This is a genomic window from Bradyrhizobium sp. (assembly GCF_036735945.1).
Classification (GTDB): domain Bacteria; phylum Pseudomonadota; class Alphaproteobacteria; order Rhizobiales; family Xanthobacteraceae; genus Bradyrhizobium.
In genome coordinates this window covers 39730-59965 of sequence record NZ_DAINNI010000022.1, presented here as the reverse complement: position 1 = coordinate 59965, position 20236 = coordinate 39730, and the positions used below count along the sequence as shown (strand labels likewise).

Here is a 20236-nt window from a genome sequence, read left to right as displayed (position 1 = left end):
TCGAGAATACGGCCGGCCGCCTTGCATGTGCAGGGCGGTCGCGCCATGGTGAGAGAGAGCAAATCCCGTGACCGCAACCGCCTCGAATATGCGTCTCCTGATCATCGAAGACGACCGCGAGTCCGCCGACTATCTGGTCAAGGCGTTCCGTGAAGTCGGCCATGTCGCCGATCTCGCCAGCGATGGCGAGGAAGGCTTGTCGATGGCCGACGGCGGCGACTACGACGTGCTCGTGGTGGACCGCATGCTGCCCAAGCGCGACGGCCTGTCCGTGATCGGCGCGCTGCGCGACAAGGGCAACCGCACGCCGGTGCTGATCCTCTCCGCGCTCGGCCAGGTCGACGACCGCATCAAGGGCCTGCGCGCCGGCGGCGACGACTATCTGCCAAAGCCCTATTCATTCGCCGAGCTGCAGGCGCGCGTCGAAGTGCTGTCGCGCCGCAATGTCGGCCCGGCGGAAGAGACCACCTATCGCGTCGGCGATCTCGAACTCGACCGTCTCTCGCATCGCGTCGCCCGCGGCAAGGACGAACTCACGCTGCAGCCGCGCGAGTTTCGCCTGCTCGAATATCTGATGAAGCATGCCGGCCAGGTGGTGACCCGCACCATGCTTCTGGAAAACGTCTGGGACTATCATTTCGATCCGCAGACCAATGTCATCGACGTGCACATTTCGCGCCTGCGCTCCAAGATCGACAAGGGCTTTGAACGCCCCTTGCTGCACACGATCCGCGGCGCCGGATACATGATCCGTGACGGCCTTCGGTAAGCTGATCCGCACCACGGCGTTCCGGCTGACGCTGGTCTATCTGTTTTTGTTCGCGCTGTTTGCGGCGTCGCTGCTCGGCTATTTCGCCTGGAATACGCGGCGGCTGATCAACGAGCAGATCACCGCCACGGTGAACGCCGAAACCGGCGAGCTCGTCGACATTTACACGCGCCGCGGCTTGCGCATACTCGTCCTCACGATTGAGAACCGGGCGCTGCGGCCGGGCGCCAATCTCTATCTCGTCACCACGCCTGAGGGAAAAGCGATCCGCGGCAACGTCGATGCGCTGGCGCCGGGCGTGATGGCCTCGACCGGATGGTCGGAAACCGCGTATCGCCGGCTCGACGAGCAGGACAGCGCGCATCACCGCGCGCTGGTGCACGTCACCGAACTCACCAACGGTTTCCGCCTCCTGGTCGGCCGCGACCTGGAGGAGCGGCGGCGTATTTTCGGCATCGTCGCCAAAGCCGCGCAATGGTCGCTGCTCGTCGTCATCGTGCTCGGCATCGGCGGCGGTATCTTCGTGGCGCGGCGAGTGCTGCGGCGGATCGACGCCATGACCGGCACAACGCGGCGCATCATGGCTGGCGACCTCTCCGGGCGCCTGCCGGTCGGGCGCTCCGGCGACGAGCTCGACCGTCTCGCGGAAAACCTCAACGCCATGCTGGAGCGCATCGAGGCGTTGATGACGGGGCTGAAGGAAGTCTCCGACAACATCGCCCATGATCTGAAGACGCCGCTGACGCGCCTGCGCAACCGCGCCGAGGAGGCATTGGCGCGTTCCGGCAGCGAGGCGGAATACCGCGCGGCGCTGGAGCGGACCATCGAGGAGTCCGACGGCCTGATCCGCACCTTCAATGCGCTCCTGATGATCGCGCGTGCCGAATCCGGGCAGGCGCGCGGCAACATGGATGATTTCGATGCGGCCGACGTCGCCCGGGGCATCCACGAATTGTACGAGCCGCTGGCCGAGGACGACGGCATGACCTTGCGCGTCCGGACCGAGGCCGCGCGGCTGCACGGCAATCGCGAGCTGATCAGCCAGGCGCTCGCCAATCTGGTCGAGAACGCCATCAAATACGGCAAGCCCTCGGCCGTGGTGCAGCCGCTTGATCCTGCCGCCGCGTCGCGCACCCGCGAGATCCTGATCGAAGCCCGGCGCGAGGGCGACCGCGTGCTGCTCAGCGTCACCGACCACGGCCCCGGCATTCCCGAGGGCGACCGCAAGCACGCGGTGGAGCGGTTCGTGCGGCTGGAGGCGAGCCGGACACTACCGGGTTCCGGTCTGGGATTGAGCCTCGCAGCCGCGGTGGCTACCCTGCATGGCGGGGAGCTGAGGCTCGGCGATTCCCATCCCGGCCTGACCGCGACGCTGGTCATTCCGGCACTATCTGCCGCGGCTGACAGGCTTGCAGCGCAAACGCCGGATGTGCCACAGAAGGTGGCATGAATTCCTCCGCATTGGCCGCGCGGTTCGTCAGCGGGCCGCATATCACGGCCAATAGCAACGCCGAACAACGCCTGGGAGCCTGGCTCGCCGAGCTCGAGCCGGCGCGATCGGCCGATATCCGCGCGTGGCTCGACCATCCCTTTGCCGGGGACATCCTGCGCGGCATTGCCGAGTTCTCGCCCTATCTGTTCGACCTGATCCGCGCCGACCCTGCACGGCTGGCCCGCCTGCTGGCCTGCGATCCGGAACAGCATCTCGCCGCGCTGATCGAGAAGACGTCGGGGGACGTGCTCGCCGCCGCGACCGAAGCCGACGTCATGCACCTGCTTCGCCGCATGAAATCGGAGGCTGCGCTGCTGATCGCGCTGTGCGACATCGGCGAGGTCTGGCCGGTGATGCGGGTGACGGCGGCATTGACCGAGCTGGCGAACGTCTCGGTGCAGACCGCGCTGCGTTTCCTGCTGCGCCAGGAGATCGCGCGCGGCCGCATGAACGCCGCCAGTCACGACCGTCCGGAGGAGGGCTCCGGCCTGATCGTGCTCGCGATGGGCAAGATGGGCGCGGGTGAGCTGAACTATTCCAGCGACATCGACCTGATCGTGTTCTTCGACCCTGCCGCGACCTCGCTGGCGCCGGACATCGAGCCGGCGCCGTTCTTCGTGCGCGTGACGCAGGGCATGGCCCGCATGCTGCAGCAACGCTCCGGCGAGGGCTACGTATTCCGCGTCGACCTCCGCCTGCGGCCCGATCCCGCCTCGACGCAGGTGGCGATCTCGACCGAGGCGGCGCTGCATTACTACGAGCGGGAAGGGCGGACCTGGGAGCGTGCCGCGATGATCAAGGCGCGCGTCTGTGCCGGCGACACCAGGGCGGGCGAAGCGTTGCTGGCGGAACTATCGCCGTTCGTCTGGCGCAAGCACCTGGATTTTGCCGCGCTCTCCGACGTCCACGACATGAAGCGGCAGATGCAGACCTATCGCGGCCAGAGCGATATCTCGGTCGAAGGCCACAACGTCAAGGTCGGGCGCGGCGGCATCCGCGAGATCGAGTTTTTCGCGCAGACCCAGCAGCTCATTGCCGGCGGCCGGCATCCGGATTTGCGGGTGCGCCCGACGCTGCACGCGTTGCAGGTGCTGGCCACCAGCAACTGGATCACCTTGCAGGCCTGTGAAGAGCTGACGACGGCCTACGAGTTTCTGCGCTGCGTCGAGCACCGGCTGCAGATGATCGCGGACGAGCAGACCCACGCCCTGCCTGACGATGTCGAGGCGGTGGAGCGGTTTGCGCACTTCTTCGGCTACGAGAGCCGCGCGGCCTTTGCGAAGGACCTGCTTGGACATCTCAACATCGTGCAGGGCCATTACGGCAAGCTGTTCGAAGGCGATCCGGCCGGCACGGTGAAATTGCCGCAGCTCAATTACGCCGCGGGTCCGGAGGATGCGCGCCTGGTGGATCACCTGACGACGCTCGGCTTCAAGAAGCCGGTCGCGGTCGCCGGCACGCTGCAGCTCTGGATGGAAGGCAGCAATTATCGCGCGCTCCGCAACGAGGCGACCAAGGTGGCCTTCATCGAATTCATGCCCGGCCTGATCGACGGGCTCGCGCATGCCGAGGACCCTGACGACGCCGTGATCTCGTTCGACCGCTTCCTCGGCGCGCTGCAGCGCGGCGGCCGGCTGATCTCGCTGCTCCGGCAGAACCGCGATCTGGTTGCGCTGGTGGCGCTGATCCTCGGCGCGGCGCCGCGGCTCGGCGACATGCTGGCGCGCCAGCCGCAGATCATGGACGGCCTGATCGACCCGCGCTTCTTCGGCGCGATGCCGGACCAGAAGGAATTGTCGGAGCGGCTGGCGACGACGCTGCAGGATGCAGGCTCCTATGAGGACTTTCTCGATCGCCTGCGTCTGTTCGGACAGGAGAGCCTGTTCCTGATCGGCACGCGCATCCTCTCCGGCACCGTCTCTGCGCAACATGCCAGCGTCGCCTTTGCCGACGTCGCCGAGGGCATCGTGCACACGGTCCACGGCCTCGTCACCGATCAGTTCGCCAGCCAGTACGGCCGCATCAAGGGGCAGGAGACCGCGATCGTCGCGATGGGCCGGCTCGGCAGCCGCGAGATGACGGCGTCCTCCGACCTCGATCTGATCCTGCTCTATGATTTCGACTCGGAGAGTCCCGACTCCGACGGCGAGCGATCGCTGCATGGCGCGCAATATTTTGCGCGGCTGACCCAGCGCCTGATCTCGGCGTTCACGACACGGACCAATTACGGCGTGCTCTATGACGTCGACATGCGGCTGCGCCCCTCGGGGCGCGCCGGCCCACTGGCCTCCCGGATCGATTCCTTCGCCGACTACCAGGAGCGCGAGGCATGGACCTGGGAGCACATGGCGCTGACGCGGGCGCGGGTGATTTCGGCATCGCCGGCGTTTCGCGAGAGGATCGAGAATATCATCCGCGGCGTGCTGACGCGGCCGCGCGATGCGACGTCCACGGCCGGCGACGTCGCCGACATGCGCCGGGCCATTGCGCAGGAAAAGGGCGAGGACGATATCTGGGACCTCAAGCTCGCCGCCGGGGGCCTCGTCGACATCGATTTCATCGCGCAGTATCTGCAGCTCGCCCATGCCGCCGAGAGGCCCGACATCCTCAGCGTCTCGACGCTGCAGGTGCTCGACAACGCGGCGCGCCTCGGCGTGCTGCCGCTGTCCGATGCCGAGATCTTGCGGCAGGCGGCGCGCCTTTATCACGATCTCACGCAGATCCTGAGGCTCTGCGTCACCGGAAAATTCAATCCGGCCACCGCAGGCGAGAACCTCTTGCGCGTGATGGCGCGTGCCGGAGACACGCCTGATTTCTCGACGCTGGAAGCGCGCGTGCGCGAGACCGAGGGCGAGGTGAGGCGGGTGTTCCGGACACTGGTGGGCGGGGATTAGAAATCGGCCCGCCCAACATTGTGCGATAGGCTCAGTCAAATCGCGCGGTCGCGGTCTTGCCGTCGGGGGCGGTGAACTGAACCGCTCCCTTGGGCTGGGCGGGCAGGGCCGTTGCCGCTGTCCCGCTCAACACGTTCTTCTCCGACGGCGTGAGCGCTATCCGCTCCGCCTTTCCTCCCGCGTTCAGGATGGCAACGCCCTTGAACCCCTTCGGGTCGATCGCCTTGTCGTCTTCGCTGGTGAGAAAGACCTCGATCGTCGTTTCTTTCACGACGAGTTCGGCATGGTACGCGCCGGCATCGACGACGCGTCCTCCATGTGAACTTTTCGAGCCGTGTGCGTGGGCCGGCATCGCAGCCAGCAGCACGGCGCCGAGGGTGAGATATCCAGACTTCATGGCTCGATCTCCTTTCAAGACGTGAGCGATCAGTACGAATGCGAAGCGGCGCGGTTCCCGACCGATTCGTCGGATTGGCGTTGCATCAGCCGCATCAGCGACTTTTTGCCGAACATCAGGAACAGCACCGGCGTAATCAGGGCATCGAGCAAGGTCGCGCTGACAAGCCCGCCGAAGATCGTCACCGCGACGGGATGCAGGATTTCCTTGCCCGGCTCGTCTGCCCCGACAAGCAGCGGGATCAGCGCAAGGCCCGCCGAAAGCGCGGTCATCAGCACGGGCGTCATGCGCTCCAGGCTTCCCCGGATCACGAGCTCCGGTCCGAATGCTAGTCCTTCCTGCAAGGCAAGGTTGATGTAGTGGCTGATCTTGAGAATCCCGTTGCGTGTGGCGATGCCCGTGAGCGTGATGAAGCCGACCATGCTGGCGACGGACAGCGGCTGATCGGTCAGCGAAAGCGCCGCGACCGAGCCGACCAGCGCGAGCGGCACCCCGCCCATGATGATCAGGGCCAGCACGGTGGAGCGGTAGCGGCTGTAGAGGATCGCAAAGATCAGCGCGAGCGAAAGCGCTGACAGGATGGCTATCCTGCGGCTGGCGTCTTCCTGCGCCTGGAACGTGCCCTCGAGGCTCGAGGTGACGCCCTGTGGCAGGTTTGTCGCCTGCAACTCCGCGCGAATGCGGCGCACGATCTCCGCCATGTCGGTCTTGCCGTCGGAGTTCGCGAGCACGACGATGCGTCTGCGGCCGTTCTCCCGCAGGATCTGGTTCGGCCCGTCGGTCTCCTTCACATCCGCAATCTGGCGTGCCGGTATCCAGCCCGAGGGCGTCTTGATCAGGAGTTCGCCGAGCTTTTCCGTCGTGCGCAGGCGCTCGGGCAGTCTCATCACCACATCGTAGCGCTTGTAGCCGTCGACCACGCGCGAGATGACGCGTCCGCTGGACAGCCGCGACAGTTGTTCCGTGACGGCGCCGGGTTGCACGCCATACAGGGCGGCCCGCGTATAGTCGACGCGGACTTCGAGTTGCGGAATGCGCACCTGCTTTTCGACCTGGAGGTCCTGGATGCCGTCGATCTTCGCAAGCCGCGTACGCAGTTCTTCCGCGCTGTTTCGCAGCGTGTCGAGATCGTCGCCGAACAGTTTGAGGGCGAGTTCGGCACGGACGCCGGAGAGCAGGTGATCGAGCCGGTGCGAGATCGGCTGCCCGACATTGATCGAGAGCGGCAGCACCGAAAGCCGGGCCCGGATGTCGGCGACGATCTCGGGCTTTGGTCGCCGCGAGGGCTTGAGGTCGACCTCGAGGTCGGAGGAATGGACGCCTTCGGCGTGTTCGTCCAGCTCCGCGCGTCCCGTTCGCCGACCGACGCTGATGACCTCAGGCACATCGAGCAGCAGGCGCTCCGCGATCGAGCCGACCCTTGAGGATTCCGAAAGCGAAACGCCCGGGGCGAACGCGATATTGATCGTGAAGGTGCCTTCGTTGAAGGCCGGCAGGAACGCGCGCTTCAAGGCGAATACGCCGGCGCCGGCGCCCAGCACGGCGAGCGCCGTCACGCCAAGCAGCAATCCCCTGTGGGCGAAAGCAAGCCGGAGCGCCGCATGATTGGTGGCCTTCAGCCTGCGAACCAGCCAGCTCTCCCGTTCCGCAAGCCGCTTCATTCCCGGCAGCAGGTAGTAGGCCAGCACCGGCGTCAGCGTGATCGAAACCAGGAGGCTCGCGAGGATCGAGATGATGTAGGCGTGGCCGAGCGGTGCGAACAGCCGTCCCTCGATGCCCGAGAGCGCAAACAGCGGCACGAACACGAGGACGATGATCATCGTGGCGTAGACGATGCCCGATCGCACTTCGTTGGATGCCGAAACCACGACGTCGAAGGTCGAGCGTGGATTGCCTTGCTCCCTGTTCTCGCGGAGCCGGCGGAAGATGTTCTCGACATCGACAACGGCGTCGTCGACCAGTTCGCCGATCGCGATCGCAAGTCCTCCGAGCGTCATCGTGTTGATCGACAGGCCGAGCAGCTTGAAGATGATCGCCGTGGCCAGGATCGATACCGGGATCGCCGTCAGCGAGATCGCGGTGCTGCGCCAGTTGAGGAGGAACGCGAACAGGATGGCGGCCACGACGAGCGCCGCTTCGAGCAAGACACGTTCGAGGTTCTGGATCGAGTTTTCGATGAAGTCCGCCTGCCTGAAGATGATCTCATTGGCCTTCACGCCGGAGGGCAGGGTGGGCTCCAGCTCGGCCAGCGCCTGCGTGATCTGCTGCGTCAGCCGCACGGTATCGACGTTCGGCTGCTTCTCGACCGAGACGATGACGGCGGGCCTGCTCATATAGCCGGCGTCGCCGCGCTTGACCTTGGGCGCGAAGTCGACGCTCGCCACCTGCCGCAGCAGGATAGGGCGTCCCTCGATGGTGGTGACGACGATGTTGCGGAGGTCTTCCAGGCTCGTGGTGCGCCCGATGTTGCGGATCAGATATTCGCGGGCGTTCTGGTCGGTGAAGCCGCCGCCGGTATTGGTGCCGAACTGCCGGAGCGCCAGTTCGACCTGCTCATAGCTCACGCCGAGCGCGCGCAACGCCGACGGCAGCGGCGCGATCCGGTACTGGCGGACCTCGCCGCCGATCGGGATCACCTGCGCGACGCCGGGGATGGCGAGCAGCCGCGGCCGTATCGTGAAATCCGCGATCTCGCGCACCTCCATTGGAGAAGCGGTCTGCGACGTCACCGCGACCAGCAGGATCTGGCCCATGATCGAGCTGATCGGGCCGATCTGCGGGGTGACGTTGAGGGGCAACTGGCTCTGTACCTGGGCCAGGCGCTCCGCCACCAACTGGCGATTGCGGTAGATATCGGTGCCCCAGTCGAACTCGACATAGACGATCGAAAGCCCGATGCCGGAGACCGACCGCACGCGGCTGACGCCCGGCACGCCATTCATCTGGGTTTCGATCGGGAAGCTGACGAGCTGCTCGACCTCGGGCGGGGCGTAGCCTTCCGATTCCGTCATGATCGTGACGGTCGGACGATTGAGGTCAGGGAATACGTCGACCGGCAACTGGCGCGCGGTATAGGCGCCGAGCAGGACGAGGACGGCCGCCATCGCCAGCACAAGCAGGCGGTTGCGGAGGGAGGCGCTGACCAGGAATGTGAACATGAAGCCGTTCCCTTAGCGCACGTGCTCGAGCAGATCGGCGCCTTGCGACACCACCCGCTTGCCGGAGGCGATGCCGGATACGATCAGCACCCGATCGCCGTCGAGCGGCTCGGTGCGCACGCTCCTTGGCACGAATCGTTCAGGGGAGACGTGCTCGTAGACGAAGTCCTGGCCGTTCGATCCGCGCACGACGCTGCTGCGCGGCACGGCGAGCCCTTCCTTGGTTTCGTCGGTGGCAACAAGCACGGTCAGGAACTGGCCCGCCCTGAGGCCCGCGGTGTCGCCCGTTACGGCGAAATGCACCGGCACCGACTGGCTGCGGTCGGCGAAGCCGGTGCCGCGATAGGTCAGGTCGTAGGTTCTCCCCGTATATGTCGACGCGTGCGCGCCTTGCGACGGCTCGAGGCTTTCGAAGCTGAGCGCTTCGACCCACAGCCGGGCGGGATCGATGATGTTGAAGACGACAGTGCTCGGCTGCACGATCTGGCCGGCGACCGCGCTGCCTTCGGCGATGATGCCCGCGACCGGGGCGATCAGCGCTTCGGGCTCGCGGCGCGATTTGTCGATCGAGGCGCGCCGGTCGCGAAGCCCCTCCAGTTCCAGCCGTGTATCCTCGAGTTGGGTCCGCGATATCGCGCCCGACGGCGCGAGTTGCTCGTAGCGCGCGAAGCGGCGTTCCACGATCGAGATCTGCTGATCGAGTTCGCCCTGGCGCTGCCGCATGTCGGATACGTCGATCGCCTGGATCGGCGGGGTGACGTAGCCGAGAATGTCGCCTTGCTTCACCCGTGTACCGAGGCGGGGAAATCCGTCCGGCGGCGCGGAAAGCCGCCCGCCCACGGCGGATTGCACATAGCCGCTGGCGTTCGGATCGGGAATGATCCGGCCCGGCAGTTCGCTGACCTTCCTGTGTCTTGCCTGTTCGGCGACCAGCGTTCGCAGCGCAAATATCCGCTGCACCGTCTTGGGCACGAATACCGCGCCGTCAGGCAGGCGTTGGGCGCGTTCCCCCGAAACGACGTTGATCGCGACTTGCGCCTTTTCTTCCTCGTGACCGTGGCCCTCATGCGCCCTGGTCTCGCGGATGCCGACAAGCGCAGCAAGGATGGCGACGATGGCCGCCGTTCGTCGCCTGCGCAGCGCGATGGCGGTCAACAGCGTGCCCGCCAGCAGGCCGCCGAGAGCGGGAAGGACCGAAGTGCTGGCGATGCTTTCGCCATGTGCTGCGTCGCCTTTTCCGGCACTTTGTGCCGGCTCGCGGGCTGCGTGAATCGTCATCGGCAGGATGTCGGTCGCGCCATCGGCTGTAACGGTGAAAATGAGATCGGCACGGCCGTTCCTTGCCAGCCATGGCGCCGCCAGCCGGTATGTGCCGTCGGCGTTCTGGGTCGCTTTCGCGGTGCCCGTGGGCGTCTCAACTTCAAGGAGCGCGCCGGCCACCGGCTCGTTCGTGGCGAATCGGTCGACATGGATCTCCAGTTGGTCGCCGCGGGCGACGGCGACGATCTCGAACGCATTGGAATCAGCCTCGCCACGCGGCAATGCGCCCGCTGAAAAGGCAGGCTGTTCCTGCTCGCCGTGATCATGACCCTCATGGGCGGAAACGGGAGCGACCGCAGCGCACAGGGCTGCGATTACAGCGACAGCGCGCAGGGCGCGCCCGAATTGGGAGAACATAGCAAAATCCTTCAGTCCGAATGACCGTCAGTCACGGGCCGGAGGCCGCGCGAATTCACTGATCGATTGTGTTCAGCTGAAGTATTTTGGAGGGCGCCTGAGGGACTCGGGCGCGCGATCCGGCCTGATGTCCGACGGGACAAAGGCAATCCGCATTGCCGCGCGCGGCAGTGGGGCAAGTTGCACGAAACTCGGCAAACCGGCGGCACAGCAGGAGGCGCAGACGGATGTGCAGCAGGCGCCGACACAATTCCGCTCCGAGGAGGCGGGCGTCTCGGTCTGGCCGCGCTGAGCCTGCCGCAACACGGCTTGTGTCGTGGGCCGTTCGGATTGATCAAGGGCGGCACGACCATGGCCGCTGTGGACATGGGCGGCGGCATGATGCGGATGGCTGGCATGAGCCAGCGCAACAGACGGCGCGAACGAAAGCACGATCAGGACGATCGCCGCTCCCAACACGCACATCATTCGTTGCTTCAGCATGATCGCCCGGTTGCAGCACAGTTGCACTCTAGATATCGGCAGGCAACAGGGAATTCAAGGCCGGAACACGGCGGTACCGGCATCCTACGATAGCACCTGCGAGTTAAGCCGCCTTCTTAAGCGTTTGAAGCGCGTCGAGGACAAGCGGGTCGAGCCCCGCACCGCCACTGTCCAGATGGGCGAAGATCGCCTTCCGCATCCGCGGATCCCAGAATTTCCTGATGTGCTCGGCAATGCCCGGCACGGCCCGGTCATGGCCCTGGCTCTGAAAAAATGTTCCGATTTGATTGGCCATGTAAATCAACCGATCAGGCGACATGGGTAGCCTCCGCAACGCCAGTATCTCGTGTGAGCACGATCCGACCCGGATGCGTGAAGATTTCGAACCCGTCTGACCGGGCGATGGCGGCCAGCGTGATGCCGGCGGCATCCGCGGTCCGCACCGCAAGCGCGGTCGGCGCCGACACCGCTACCATCAGCGGCGCGCCGATCGCGGCGGTCTTCTGCACCATCTCGACCGAGACGCGGCTGGTCAGCAGCACGATGCCCTCGCTGGCCGGGACAGTCTCCTGCACCAGCGCGCCCGCGAGCTTGTCGAGCGCATTGTGGCGGCCGACATCCTCACGCAATGCCACGATGCCTTGTGCCGGCGTCCAGAACGCCGCGGCGTGCACCGCACGGGTCTGGATGTTGATCTGCTGCAGCACGGTGATATCAGCCATCGCGGCCATTATCTCCGACGGCGCGAAGCTGCGTCCCTCCGGCACGATCGCAGCGGGGCGGACGGCTTCCGCAATCGACTCGACTCCGCAAATGCCGCAACCGGTGGGACCCGCGATATGCCGCCGCCGCTCATTGACCAGTTCGGCGTGGGAAGATTTCAGCCACATCCTGAGCTCGATGCCGTCGGCGAGTTCGACGACGTCGAGCGTCTCGATTTCGTCCGGTGACTGCACGATGCCTTCGCTGAGGCTGAAGCCAATCGCGAAATCCCGCAAGTCCCCTGGGGTGCCCATCATGACGGCATAGGTGCCGCCATTATAGGTCAGCGCGATCGCGGTCTCCTCCGGGATCAGCCGTGCGCCGCCGCCGGACTGGCCGTCGCGCCAGATCCGCCGCTCGGCGCTATGGACCGGACCCTGCATGATCACTCCGCAGCTTCCGCCGGCGCAATGCGCCGCGAATGACGCGCCTGCTCGTCATAGGCCTTCTGCCAATCGCTTGGACCATTGGACGGCGAAATCTGCACCGCCGTGACCTTGTATTCCGGGCAGTTGGTGGCCCAGTCGGAGAAATCCGTGGTGATGACGTTGGCCTGCGTGTCCGGGTGATGGAACGTGGTGTAGACGACACCGGGCGCGACGCGGTCGGTGATGTCGGCGCGCAGCGTGGTCTCGCCGGCGCGGCTCTTCAACCGCACCCAGTCGCCGTCGCGGATGCCGCGCTGTTCGGCGTCGTGCGGATGGATTTCGAGCAGGTCCTCGCTGTGCCAGACCACGTTCTCGGTGCGGCGGGTCTGCGCGCCGACATTGTACTGGCTCAGGATGCGGCCCGTCGTCAGCAGCAACGGATAGCGCGGTCCGGTGCGCTCGTCGGTTGCGATATATTCGGTGACGATGAACTTGCCCTTGCCGCGCACGAAGCTGCCGATGTGCATCACGGGCGTGCCTTCCGGCGCCTTGTCGTTGCAGGGCCACTGCACCGAGCCCAATTCCTCGAGCTTGGCATAGGAGACGCCGGCAAAGGTCGGCGTCAGCGCTGCGATCTCGTCCATGATCTCGGACGGGTGGTTGTAGCGCATCTCGAAGCCCATCGCCTTGGCAAGCAGGAGGGTGACTTCCCAATCCGCATAGCCGTTGCGCGGCGTCATGACTTTGCGCACGCGCTGGATGCGTCGCTCCGCGTTGATGAAAGTCCCGTCCTTTTCGAGGAAGGTCGAGCCGGGCAGGAAGACGTGGGCGTAGTTGGCGGTCTCGTTCAGGAAGAGATCATGAACGATGACACACTCCATCGCCGACAGCGCCGCCACCACGTGGGTGGTGTTGGGGTCGGACTGCAGAATGTCCTCGCCCTGCACATAGAGGCCCATGAAGGTGCCCTCGATGGCGGAGTCGAACATGTTGGGAATGCGCAGGCCCGGCTCGGGATTGAGCTTGACCTTCCACGCCGCCTCGAATTGCTCGCGCACCGCGTCGATCGCAATATGCCGATAGCCGGGCAGCTCATGCGGGAACGAGCCCATGTCGCAGGAGCCCTGAACGTTATTCTGGCCGCGCAGCGGGTTCACGCCGACGCCGGGCCGGCCGATATTGCCGGTCACCATCGCGAGGTTGGCGATCGCAATCACCGTGGTCGAGCCCTGGCTGTGCTCGGTGACGCCGAGACCGTAATAGATGGCGCCGTTGCCGCCGGTCGCATAGAGCCGCGCGGCTTCGCGCAAAGCCTTGGGATCGACGCCGGTCATGATCGCGGTTGCTTCGGGGCTGTTCTTCGGCAGCGCCACGAAGGCGGCCCAGTCCTCGAACTCGCTCCAGTCACAGCGTTCGCGCACGAAGGCCTCGTTGACGAGTCCCTCGGTGACGATGACGTGCGCCAGCGCGGTAAGCACGGCGACGTTGGTGCCGGGCATCAGCGGCAGATGCAGCGCCTTCACATGCGCCGATTCCACCATTTCGGTGCGGCGCGGATCGATGACGATCAGCTTGGCGCCCTGGCGCAGCCGCTTCTTCAGGCGGGAGGCGAATACCGGATGCGCGGAGGCCGGGTTGGCGCCGATGATCATCGCGACGTCGCAATCCTCGACCGAGTCGAAGTCCTGGGTGCCGGCCGAGGTGCCGAAGGTCTGCGACAGGCCGTAACCGGTCGGCGAGTGACAGACGCGGGCGCAGGTGTCGACATTGTTGTTGCCGAAGCCGGCGCGGATCAGCTTCTGCACCAGATAGGTTTCTTCATTGGTGCAGCGGGACGAGGTGATGCCGCCGACCGCGTCGCGGCCGTATTTTTGCTGGATGCCCTTGAACTTGGCGGCGGCGAAGTTCAACGCTTCGTCCCACGACACTTCGCGCCAGGGATCCTCGATCCGTTCGCGGATCATCGGCTTCAGGATGCGGTCCTTGTGGGTGGTGTAGCCCCAGGCGAAGCGGCCCTTGACGCAGGAATGGCCGCGATTGGCCTTGCCGTCCTTGTACGGCATCATGCGCACGACTTCCTCGCCGCGCATCTCGACCTTGAAGGCGCAGCCGACGCCGCAATAGGCGCAGGTCGTGACCACCGAATGTTCGGGCTGGCCGATCTCGATCACGGACTTTTCCGTCAGCGTCGCGGTCGGGCAGGCCTGCACGCAGGCGCCGCAGGACACGCATTCGGAGCCGAGGAAGCTTTCGCTCATGCCCGGCGACACCCGGCTGTCGAAACCGCGCCCCGAAATCGTCAGCGCAAAGGTGCCTTGCACTTCCTCGCAGGCGCGGACGCAGCGCGAGCAGACGATGCATTTCGAAGGGTCGTAGGTGAAGTACGGATTGGACTCGTCCTTCGGCATCCAGTTGTCGTTGTCGCAGCCGTGGGACTTGGCGAACACGTGGTTCTCGCCCTCATAGCCGTAGCGGACGTCACGCAGGCCGACCGCGCCGGCCATGTCCTGCAATTCGCAATCGTCGTTGGCGGCGCAGGTCAGGCAGTCCAGCGGATGGTCGGAGATGTAGAGCTCCATCACGCCCTTGCGCAGCTTCTTCAGCCGTTCGGTCTGGGTGTGCACGACGAGGCCGTTCACGGCCGGCGTGGTGCAGGACGCCGGCGTGCCGGCGCGCCCCTCGATCTCGATCAGGCAGAGCCGGCAGGAACCGAAGGCATCCACCATGTCGGTGGCGCAGAGTTTGGGGATCTGCGTGCCGGCTTCCATCGCCGCGCGCATGATCGAGGTGCCCTCGGGCACCGTGACGCTTTGCCCGTCGATGGTGAGCGTCACCATCGCCTCGGATTTCGAACGGGGCGTGCCGAAGTCGATTTCCTCGATCAAGGACATTGTCAGTCTCCTATTCCGCGGCCTGCAGGGTGGCCGGTGCCGGGCCGAAATCTTCCCGGAAGTGTTTCAAGGCGCTCAGCACGGGGTAGGGCGTGAAGCCGCCGAGCGCGCAGAGCGAACCGAATTTCATGGTATTGCAGAGGTCTTCGACCACGGCGAGGTTTTCGGAAATCCGCTCGCCATTGATGATTCTGTTGATGGTCTCGACCCCGCGGGTCGAGCCGATCCGGCACGGCGTGCACTTGCCGCAGGATTCCACCGCGCAGAACTCCATGGCGAAGCGGGCCTGCTTCGCCATATCGACGCTGTCGTCGAACACGACGATGCCGCCATGGCCGATCAGCCCGTCGCGCGCGGCGAAGGCTTCATAATCGAACGGCGTATCGAACAGCGCGCGGGGGAAGTAGGCCCCGAGAGGTCCGCCGACCTGCACGGCGCGAACCGGGCGGCCGCTCAAGGTGCCGCCGCCGATATCGTCGATGAGTTCGCCGAGCGTGACGCCGAACGCGGTCTCGAACAGGCCGCCGTGGCGGATGTTGCCGGCGAGCTGGATCGGCATGGTGCCGCGCGAGCGGCCCATGCCGAAATCGGCATAGGCTTTCGCCCCTCCGGCGAGAATGAACGGGATCGCGGCGAACGACAGCACGTTGTTGATGACGGTGGGACGGCCGAACAGTCCCTTGTGCGCCGGCAGCGGCGGCTTGGCGCGGACGATACCGCGGCGGCCCTCAAGGCTTTCCAGCAGCGAGGTTTCCTCGCCGCAGACATAGGCGCCGGCGCCGACCCGCACCTCGAGATCGAAGGTATGGCCAGAGCCGACGATGCGCTCGCCGAGATAGCCGGTGCGCCGGGCGGCCGATATCGCGGCGTTCATCGCCGCCACCGCGTGCGGGTATTCCGAGCGGATGTAGATATAGCCCTTGGTGGCGCCGACAGCGATGCCGGCGATCGTCATGCCCTCGATCACGACGAAAGGATCGCCTTCCATGATCATGCGGTCGGCAAAGGTGCCGCTGTCGCCTTCGTCGGCGTTGCAGACGATATATTTGCGGTCGGCGCTGGCCTGCGCCACCGTCTTCCACTTGATGCCGGTCGGGAAGCCGGCGCCGCCGCGGCCGCGCAGGCCCGATGCGGTGACGTCGGCAAGGATCTCGTCCGAGGTCAGCGTCAGCGCGCGCTCCAGGCCCTTGTAGCCGTCGTGGTCGCGATAATCCTTGACCGAGCGGGGATCGATCACACCGCAACGCGCGAAGGTGAGGCGGGTCTGCCGCTTCAGCCACGGAATTTCCTCCGCGGGACCGAGCCGGAGGGGGTGCGCGCCGTTGCTTGCCATGGCATCGAAGACGGAAGATACGTCCGCCACGCTCACCGGGCCGTAGGCTACGCGGCCCTTCACGGTCGCCAACTCCACCATCGGCTCCAGCCAATAGAGCCCGCGCGATCCGTTCCTGATGATCTCGATCGGGAGCCCACGCTTCTCCGCGGCCTTCTCAAGCGCGGCAACCACATCATCGGCGCCGACCGCGACCGCGCCGGCATCACGTGGAACGAAGATCCGCATTTTCATCGCTGCGCCTCCGCGACCAGTGCGTCGAGGCGCTCTTCGTCCAGCCGCCCGACGATGCGCCCGTCGAGCATTGCCGACGGCGCGGTGGCGCAGAGGCCGAGGCAATAGATCGGCTCCAGCGTGACGCGTGCATCAGGCGTGGTGTTGCCGAGCGCGATGCCGAGGCTGGCCTCGGCGCGCGCGGCGAGCGCATCGCCGCCCGCGGCTTGGCACGCCTCGGCGCGGCACAGTTTCAGCACGTGGCGGCCGGCCGGTTCGTGGCGGAAATCGTGGTAGAAGGTGAAGACGCCATGCACCTCGGCGCGCGACAGGCTCAACGCGGAAGCGATCATAGGAATGGCTGATTCGGGCACGTAACCGAACGCCTCCTGCATCGCATGCAGGATAACAAGCGTCGCACCTTCGAGCTTGTCGTGCTCGGCGATGATCTCGGCACCGCGCGCTTCATTCCAGGGTTCGTATGCCGCTGTCATTTCCGAAATTCTCATCAGAGGTTGTGTGCTCCGATGAGTAGGGCAATCGCAGGGAAGATCAATAAAGCTGTCTCATGTTGCGATTACAAAACGCAATCAAGACAAGGACATAGGGAATGCCTATGGGGTGATAGGCTGATGGATTAGGTTAACGCCTGATTGTCGTCACATTCGACAGCGGAACGCGCTCGCCAGGTCGGACCTGACGGGCGCGTTTGCACATTTTGAAGTCAGTTTCAGAAAATGCCCGGCACCAGCATCGCCACCTTTTCGCGATAGCGCCGATACTCGCTGCCGAACATCGCAATCAGGTCACACTCTTCGAGATAGATGCCGACGAAGATGTAGGCCGTCGTCACCGCGGCGAACAGCAGGTGGCCGTACGTCATCATCGGCGTGGACCAGAAGGCGATGATGAAACCGAGATAGATTGGGTGCCGGATCAGGCGATAGAGACCGGGCGTCTTGAACTTCATCGGCTCGACCACGCGGCCGGCGTAATGCGAGACCACTTGCGTCAATCCGAACAGTTCGAAATGGCTGATCAGGAACGTGCTGTAGAGAACGATGAGCCAGCCCAATGCGCCGCCCGCGGTTGCGATGGCGGCGAGAACGGGATCGTCGATCTGCCAGGCCACGGCAGGGATCGGCTGCCATTGCCAGAACAGCAGGATCAGCGACAGGCTCGCCAGCAACACATAGGTGGAACGTTCGATCGCCGGCGAAGCGAAGCGCGCGAACATCCGCTTGAAGCCGCGCCGCGCCATGCCGCTATGCTGGACGGCAAAGATCGACATCAGCACGAGGTTGGTCAGCAGCGCAGTCATCAGCGGATGTGACGAGCCGGTATTGATGTTCTTCGGCACGACAAATTGCGCGACGAAGCCTATGGCGTAGAGGAACGTGCCGAGAAAGATCAGATAGGCGAGGCCGCCGTAGCAAAGCGTGAGCAATCTCGCCGGAAATGAAACCGCGGCCTGAGGGCTGTTTGGCCCGGTGTGCATGGTAATCGACATCTTGTATCTCCTTGCTTTTGAAATGATGCAGTTTGACAATGATGGTCCGGAGCTAGCCGAGCCGGCGTTGCTTGCGAAAATACGCGGCCTTCTCCACGGCGTCGTCGATCGGGCCGCGATAGATGCGGGCCTTGTTCAGCCCACGCCCCTCGAGCCGGTACAGCGCAGACAGCCTTACCTGTCGTTCGCGATAGGCGATGGCCGCGGCGATCCAGCGGTTGAGGCGTCGCCGCAGGTGCGCCGTCACATGCAGGGCGCTTCTGCGCGGCTCCGGCGCCGTTGCTGCTGAAATGGTAGTGATCATGCTCATGGGGCGGCCCTCCGTGGCCGGTGCCTGGCGTGTTTGCCGGATGAAGCGATGCGCAGGCGGATGGCGCCGGCCACGCGGCCTTGCGGCATCAAGCCTTCTGGCGATGGATTGGAATTGGTGAGATCAAACAGGCGGGTCATGCGCCGTCTCCGGTTGAATGCGGGTTGACCCGTCTGTAAATTGAGATGATCCCGCAAGCTTGGCGGAGTTCTTCAGAAGACCTTGGTTTTTCCTTCCTGAAGATGTTGTTTTTGCTCAATTTGTTCGCTGAATTCTCTGGTGGCTGCGACGGCGCGGATCGCATTAACATCAGCAGAGGTGGTAATGCAGTACCGGTTTGCCGATTTTGAACTCGACCTGAGCCAGCAGGAGCTGCGCCGGCTCGGCGAGTCCGTGCACATCGAGCCGCAGGTGTTCGATCTCATCGTGCACCTCGTGCGCAACCATGACCGCATCGTCAGCAAGGACGAACTGATCGACACCGTCTGGAACGGCCGGATCATTTCCGAGGCGGCATTGTCCAGCCGTATCAACGGGGCCCGCCGCGCGCTCGGCGACAACGGGACCGACCAGTTGTTTATCCGCACGCTGCACAAGCGCGGCTTCCGCTTCATCGGAGAGGTTCAGACCGTCAGCGCGCCGGAAGCGGATGCGGCCCGGCTGGTCCCCGATGAAAATGTTTCACCGCTCGATCCCCCCGCCGGCGTGTCGGTATCGCCTGAAGTATCGCGCCTCGATGACATCGTCTCTGAAGCGGTGAAGGCCGAGGCCAACGCGCGGCCGTCGATCGCTGTGCTGCCGTTCGGGAACATGTCCGGCGATCCGGAGAACGACTATTTCAGCTACGGGCTGACCGAGGACATCATTCGCCTGCTGGCGCGCAACCGCTGGCTTTCGGTGATCTCGCGGCATTCGACCATCGCGTTCCAGGGGCGGGTGGTCGATGCCCGCGAGGTCGGCGAGCTGCTTGGCGTCCGCTATGTGATGGTCGGCAGCGTTCGCAAGAGCAGGGACGCCGTGCGGATCACCGCGGAGCTCGTTCGTGCCGCGGACGGCAAGCAATTATGGGCCGACAAGTACGACCTGCAGCTCGAGGATATCTTCGATATCCAGGAGGAGATGGCGCGCCAGATCTCGGCAACGATCGAGCCCGAGCTGTCGAAGGTCGAGCAGCAGCTTGCGGCGCGCAAGGCGCCGGAAAACCTGGACGCCTGGGATTGCTACCAGCGAGGGCTGTGGAACCTGTGGCGCTTCACGACGCCGGGCTTCGACCTGGCCGAGGAATATTTCAAGCGTGCGATCGAGGCCGATCCCAACTTCGCGCGCGGTCATGGCGCGCTCGGCTACGTAAATATACAGCGCGCCTTTATCGATGAGCCGAAGGACCGCGCGGCGCGGCTGCAGACGGCGCTGCGCCAGTCGCGTCACTCGGTGGCGCTCGACGAGCTCGATTGCTTCTGCCACTGCGCCCTCGGACGCGCCTTGTGCCTGACCAATCAGAACGACGAGGCGCTGGCCGCGCTCGATGTCTCGCTGGAGCTCAATCCGAGCTTCGCGCAGGCCTATTTCGCGCAAGGTTTCAACATGCTGTGGTACGGGCGGGAGATCGAGGCGGAAACGCTGCTCGATCGCGCGACCATGCTGAGCCCGCGCGACAGCCATATATCTTCGTTCCACCATGTCCGTTCCTGGGCGCATTTCTCGCTTGGCGAGTACGACATTGCGGTCGAGTTCGCCCGGCGCGCGACCCGCCAGCCCAACGTCAACTATCAGGCCTTTGCCACGCTTGCTTCCTCGCTCGGCCTGCTCGGCGATACGACCCAGGCGAAGGCGGTGGCCGCCGAGATACTGCAGCGCAAGCCGGCCTACAGCACCGGGACGGCACGGCAGGAATTCTTCTTCTGCAACGATGTCGGCTTCATCGACCGCTTCGTCGAAGGGCTACATGTGGCGGGGATTCCGGCGGCGCGCTGACGCTG

At 64.9% G+C, this 20236-nt stretch carries 15 protein-coding genes; 5 read left to right on the top strand and 10 right to left on the bottom strand.

From position 1 onward, the window contains the following. Nucleotides 1-88: 88 nt before the first annotated feature. The 3 genes from V7E26_RS10735 to V7E26_RS10725 are packed head-to-tail and all read left to right on the top strand — an operon-like array spanning nt 89 to nt 5155. Entirely contained in the window at nt 89-769 is a 681-nt protein-coding gene (locus V7E26_RS10735; RefSeq protein ID WP_300948019.1) for a response regulator transcription factor, read from the top strand. After that, on the top strand, nt 753-2219 hold the full coding sequence (locus V7E26_RS10730) for a sensor histidine kinase (RefSeq protein WP_324415551.1): 1467 nt from the start codon (nt 753-755) through the stop codon (nt 2217-2219). The genes V7E26_RS10735 and V7E26_RS10730 overlap by 17 nt, the downstream gene beginning before the upstream one ends. After that, nucleotides 2216-5155 (top strand): bifunctional [glutamine synthetase] adenylyltransferase/[glutamine synthetase]-adenylyl-L-tyrosine phosphorylase, encoded by a 2940-nt coding sequence (locus V7E26_RS10725; RefSeq protein WP_324415549.1) that lies wholly within the window; start codon nt 2216-2218, stop codon nt 5153-5155. The genes V7E26_RS10730 and V7E26_RS10725 overlap by 4 nt, the downstream gene beginning before the upstream one ends. Nucleotides 5156-5186: 31 nt before the next feature. On the opposite strand, the gene V7E26_RS10720 is transcribed toward V7E26_RS10725, so the two are convergent. The 3 genes from V7E26_RS10720 to V7E26_RS10710 are packed head-to-tail and all read right to left on the bottom strand — an operon-like array spanning nt 5187 to nt 10387. Beyond that, on the bottom strand, nt 5187-5552 hold the full coding sequence (locus tag V7E26_RS10720; RefSeq protein ID WP_324415547.1) for a hypothetical protein: 366 nt from the start codon (nt 5550-5552) through the stop codon (nt 5187-5189). 29 nt (nt 5553-5581) lie between these two features. Then, the gene (locus V7E26_RS10715; protein WP_324415545.1) at nt 5582-8710 is read right to left on the bottom strand and encodes an efflux RND transporter permease subunit; all 3129 of its coding nucleotides are present in this window, start codon (nt 8708-8710) and stop codon (nt 5582-5584) included. A gap of 12 nt (nt 8711-8722) precedes the next feature. Further along, the gene (locus V7E26_RS10710) at nt 8723-10387 is read right to left on the bottom strand and encodes an efflux RND transporter periplasmic adaptor subunit (RefSeq protein ID WP_324415543.1); all 1665 of its coding nucleotides are present in this window, start codon (nt 10385-10387) and stop codon (nt 8723-8725) included. Nucleotides 10388-10514: 127 nt separating this feature from the next. Here V7E26_RS10710 and V7E26_RS10705 point away from each other — a divergent pair, with 127 nt between their 5' ends. Next, nucleotides 10515-10679, top strand: coding sequence for a hypothetical protein (locus V7E26_RS10705; RefSeq protein ID WP_324415541.1), 165 nt, complete (start codon nt 10515-10517; stop codon nt 10677-10679). A 294-nt stretch (nt 10680-10973) separates the two neighbouring features. Here V7E26_RS10705 and V7E26_RS10700 read toward each other — a convergent pair whose 3' ends face one another. The 7 genes from V7E26_RS10700 to V7E26_RS10670 all read right to left on the bottom strand — a co-directional run bounded on the left by V7E26_RS10700 (nt 10974) and on the right by V7E26_RS10670 (nt 18257). Continuing rightward, on the bottom strand, nt 10974-11189 hold the full coding sequence (locus V7E26_RS10700) for a formate dehydrogenase subunit delta (protein WP_324415539.1): 216 nt from the start codon (nt 11187-11189) through the stop codon (nt 10974-10976). Continuing rightward, nucleotides 11179-12015 carry a formate dehydrogenase accessory sulfurtransferase FdhD gene (gene fdhD / locus V7E26_RS10695; protein ID WP_324415538.1) on the bottom strand — a complete coding sequence of 279 codons (837 nt, stop codon included), beginning with the start codon at nt 12013-12015 and terminating at the stop codon, nt 11179-11181. Before fdhD ends, V7E26_RS10700 begins: the two co-directional genes overlap by 11 nt. Nucleotides 12016-12017: 2 nt before the next feature. Continuing rightward, entirely contained in the window at nt 12018-14891 is a 2874-nt protein-coding gene (fdhF, locus tag V7E26_RS10690) for a formate dehydrogenase subunit alpha (protein ID WP_324415536.1), read from the bottom strand. 10 nt (nt 14892-14901) lie between these two features. After that, entirely contained in the window at nt 14902-16458 is a 1557-nt protein-coding gene (locus tag V7E26_RS10685) for a formate dehydrogenase beta subunit (RefSeq protein ID WP_324415534.1), read from the bottom strand. After that, nucleotides 16455-16931 carry a formate dehydrogenase subunit gamma gene (locus V7E26_RS10680; RefSeq protein ID WP_324415532.1) on the bottom strand — a complete coding sequence of 159 codons (477 nt, stop codon included), beginning with the start codon at nt 16929-16931 and terminating at the stop codon, nt 16455-16457. The genes V7E26_RS10685 and V7E26_RS10680 overlap by 4 nt, the downstream gene beginning before the upstream one ends. Nucleotides 16932-17167: 236 nt before the next feature. Continuing rightward, entirely contained in the window at nt 17168-17947 is a 780-nt protein-coding gene (mddA, locus tag V7E26_RS10675; RefSeq protein WP_324415531.1) for a methanethiol S-methyltransferase, read from the bottom strand. A gap of 52 nt (nt 17948-17999) precedes the next feature. After that, nucleotides 18000-18257 carry a hypothetical protein gene (locus V7E26_RS10670; protein WP_324415529.1) on the bottom strand — a complete coding sequence of 86 codons (258 nt, stop codon included), beginning with the start codon at nt 18255-18257 and terminating at the stop codon, nt 18000-18002. Between the two features lie 324 nt (nt 18258-18581). Between V7E26_RS10670 and V7E26_RS10665 the strand changes: the two genes are divergently transcribed. Continuing rightward, a complete protein-coding gene (locus V7E26_RS10665) occupies nt 18582-20231 on the top strand; it encodes a winged helix-turn-helix domain-containing tetratricopeptide repeat protein (protein ID WP_324415527.1) in 1650 nt (549 codons plus the stop codon). Nucleotides 20232-20236: the final 5 nt, after the last annotated feature.

Excerpts from the sequence above, each read along its gene's own strand:
- V7E26_RS10735 (WP_300948019.1), top strand. The coding sequence starts at position 89 with ATGCGTCTCCTGATCATCGAAGACGACCGCGAGTCCGCCGACTATCTG.
- V7E26_RS10725 (WP_324415549.1), top strand. The coding sequence starts at position 2,216 with ATGAATTCCTCCGCATTGGCCGCGCGGTTCGTCAGCGGGCCGCATATC.
- V7E26_RS10720 (WP_324415547.1), bottom strand. The coding sequence starts at position 5,552 with ATGAAGTCTGGATATCTCACCCTCGGCGCCGTGCTGCTGGCTGCGATG.
- V7E26_RS10715 (WP_324415545.1), bottom strand. The coding sequence starts at position 8,710 with ATGTTCACATTCCTGGTCAGCGCCTCCCTCCGCAACCGCCTGCTTGTG.
- V7E26_RS10710 (WP_324415543.1), bottom strand. The coding sequence starts at position 10,387 with ATGTTCTCCCAATTCGGGCGCGCCCTGCGCGCTGTCGCTGTAATCGCA.
- V7E26_RS10705 (WP_324415541.1), top strand. The coding sequence starts at position 10,515 with ATGTCCGACGGGACAAAGGCAATCCGCATTGCCGCGCGCGGCAGTGGG.
- V7E26_RS10700 (WP_324415539.1), bottom strand. The coding sequence starts at position 11,189 with ATGTCGCCTGATCGGTTGATTTACATGGCCAATCAAATCGGAACATTT.
- fdhD (WP_324415538.1), bottom strand. The coding sequence starts at position 12,015 with ATGCAGGGTCCGGTCCATAGCGCCGAGCGGCGGATCTGGCGCGACGGC.
- fdhF (WP_324415536.1), bottom strand. The coding sequence starts at position 14,891 with ATGTCCTTGATCGAGGAAATCGACTTCGGCACGCCCCGTTCGAAATCC.
- V7E26_RS10685 (WP_324415534.1), bottom strand. The coding sequence starts at position 16,458 with ATGAAAATGCGGATCTTCGTTCCACGTGATGCCGGCGCGGTCGCGGTC.
- V7E26_RS10680 (WP_324415532.1), bottom strand. The coding sequence starts at position 16,931 with ATGACAGCGGCATACGAACCCTGGAATGAAGCGCGCGGTGCCGAGATC.
- mddA (WP_324415531.1), bottom strand. The coding sequence starts at position 17,947 with ATGTCGATTACCATGCACACCGGGCCAAACAGCCCTCAGGCCGCGGTT.
- V7E26_RS10670 (WP_324415529.1), bottom strand. The coding sequence starts at position 18,257 with ATGAGCATGATCACTACCATTTCAGCAGCAACGGCGCCGGAGCCGCGC.
- V7E26_RS10665 (WP_324415527.1), top strand. The coding sequence starts at position 18,582 with ATGCAGTACCGGTTTGCCGATTTTGAACTCGACCTGAGCCAGCAGGAG.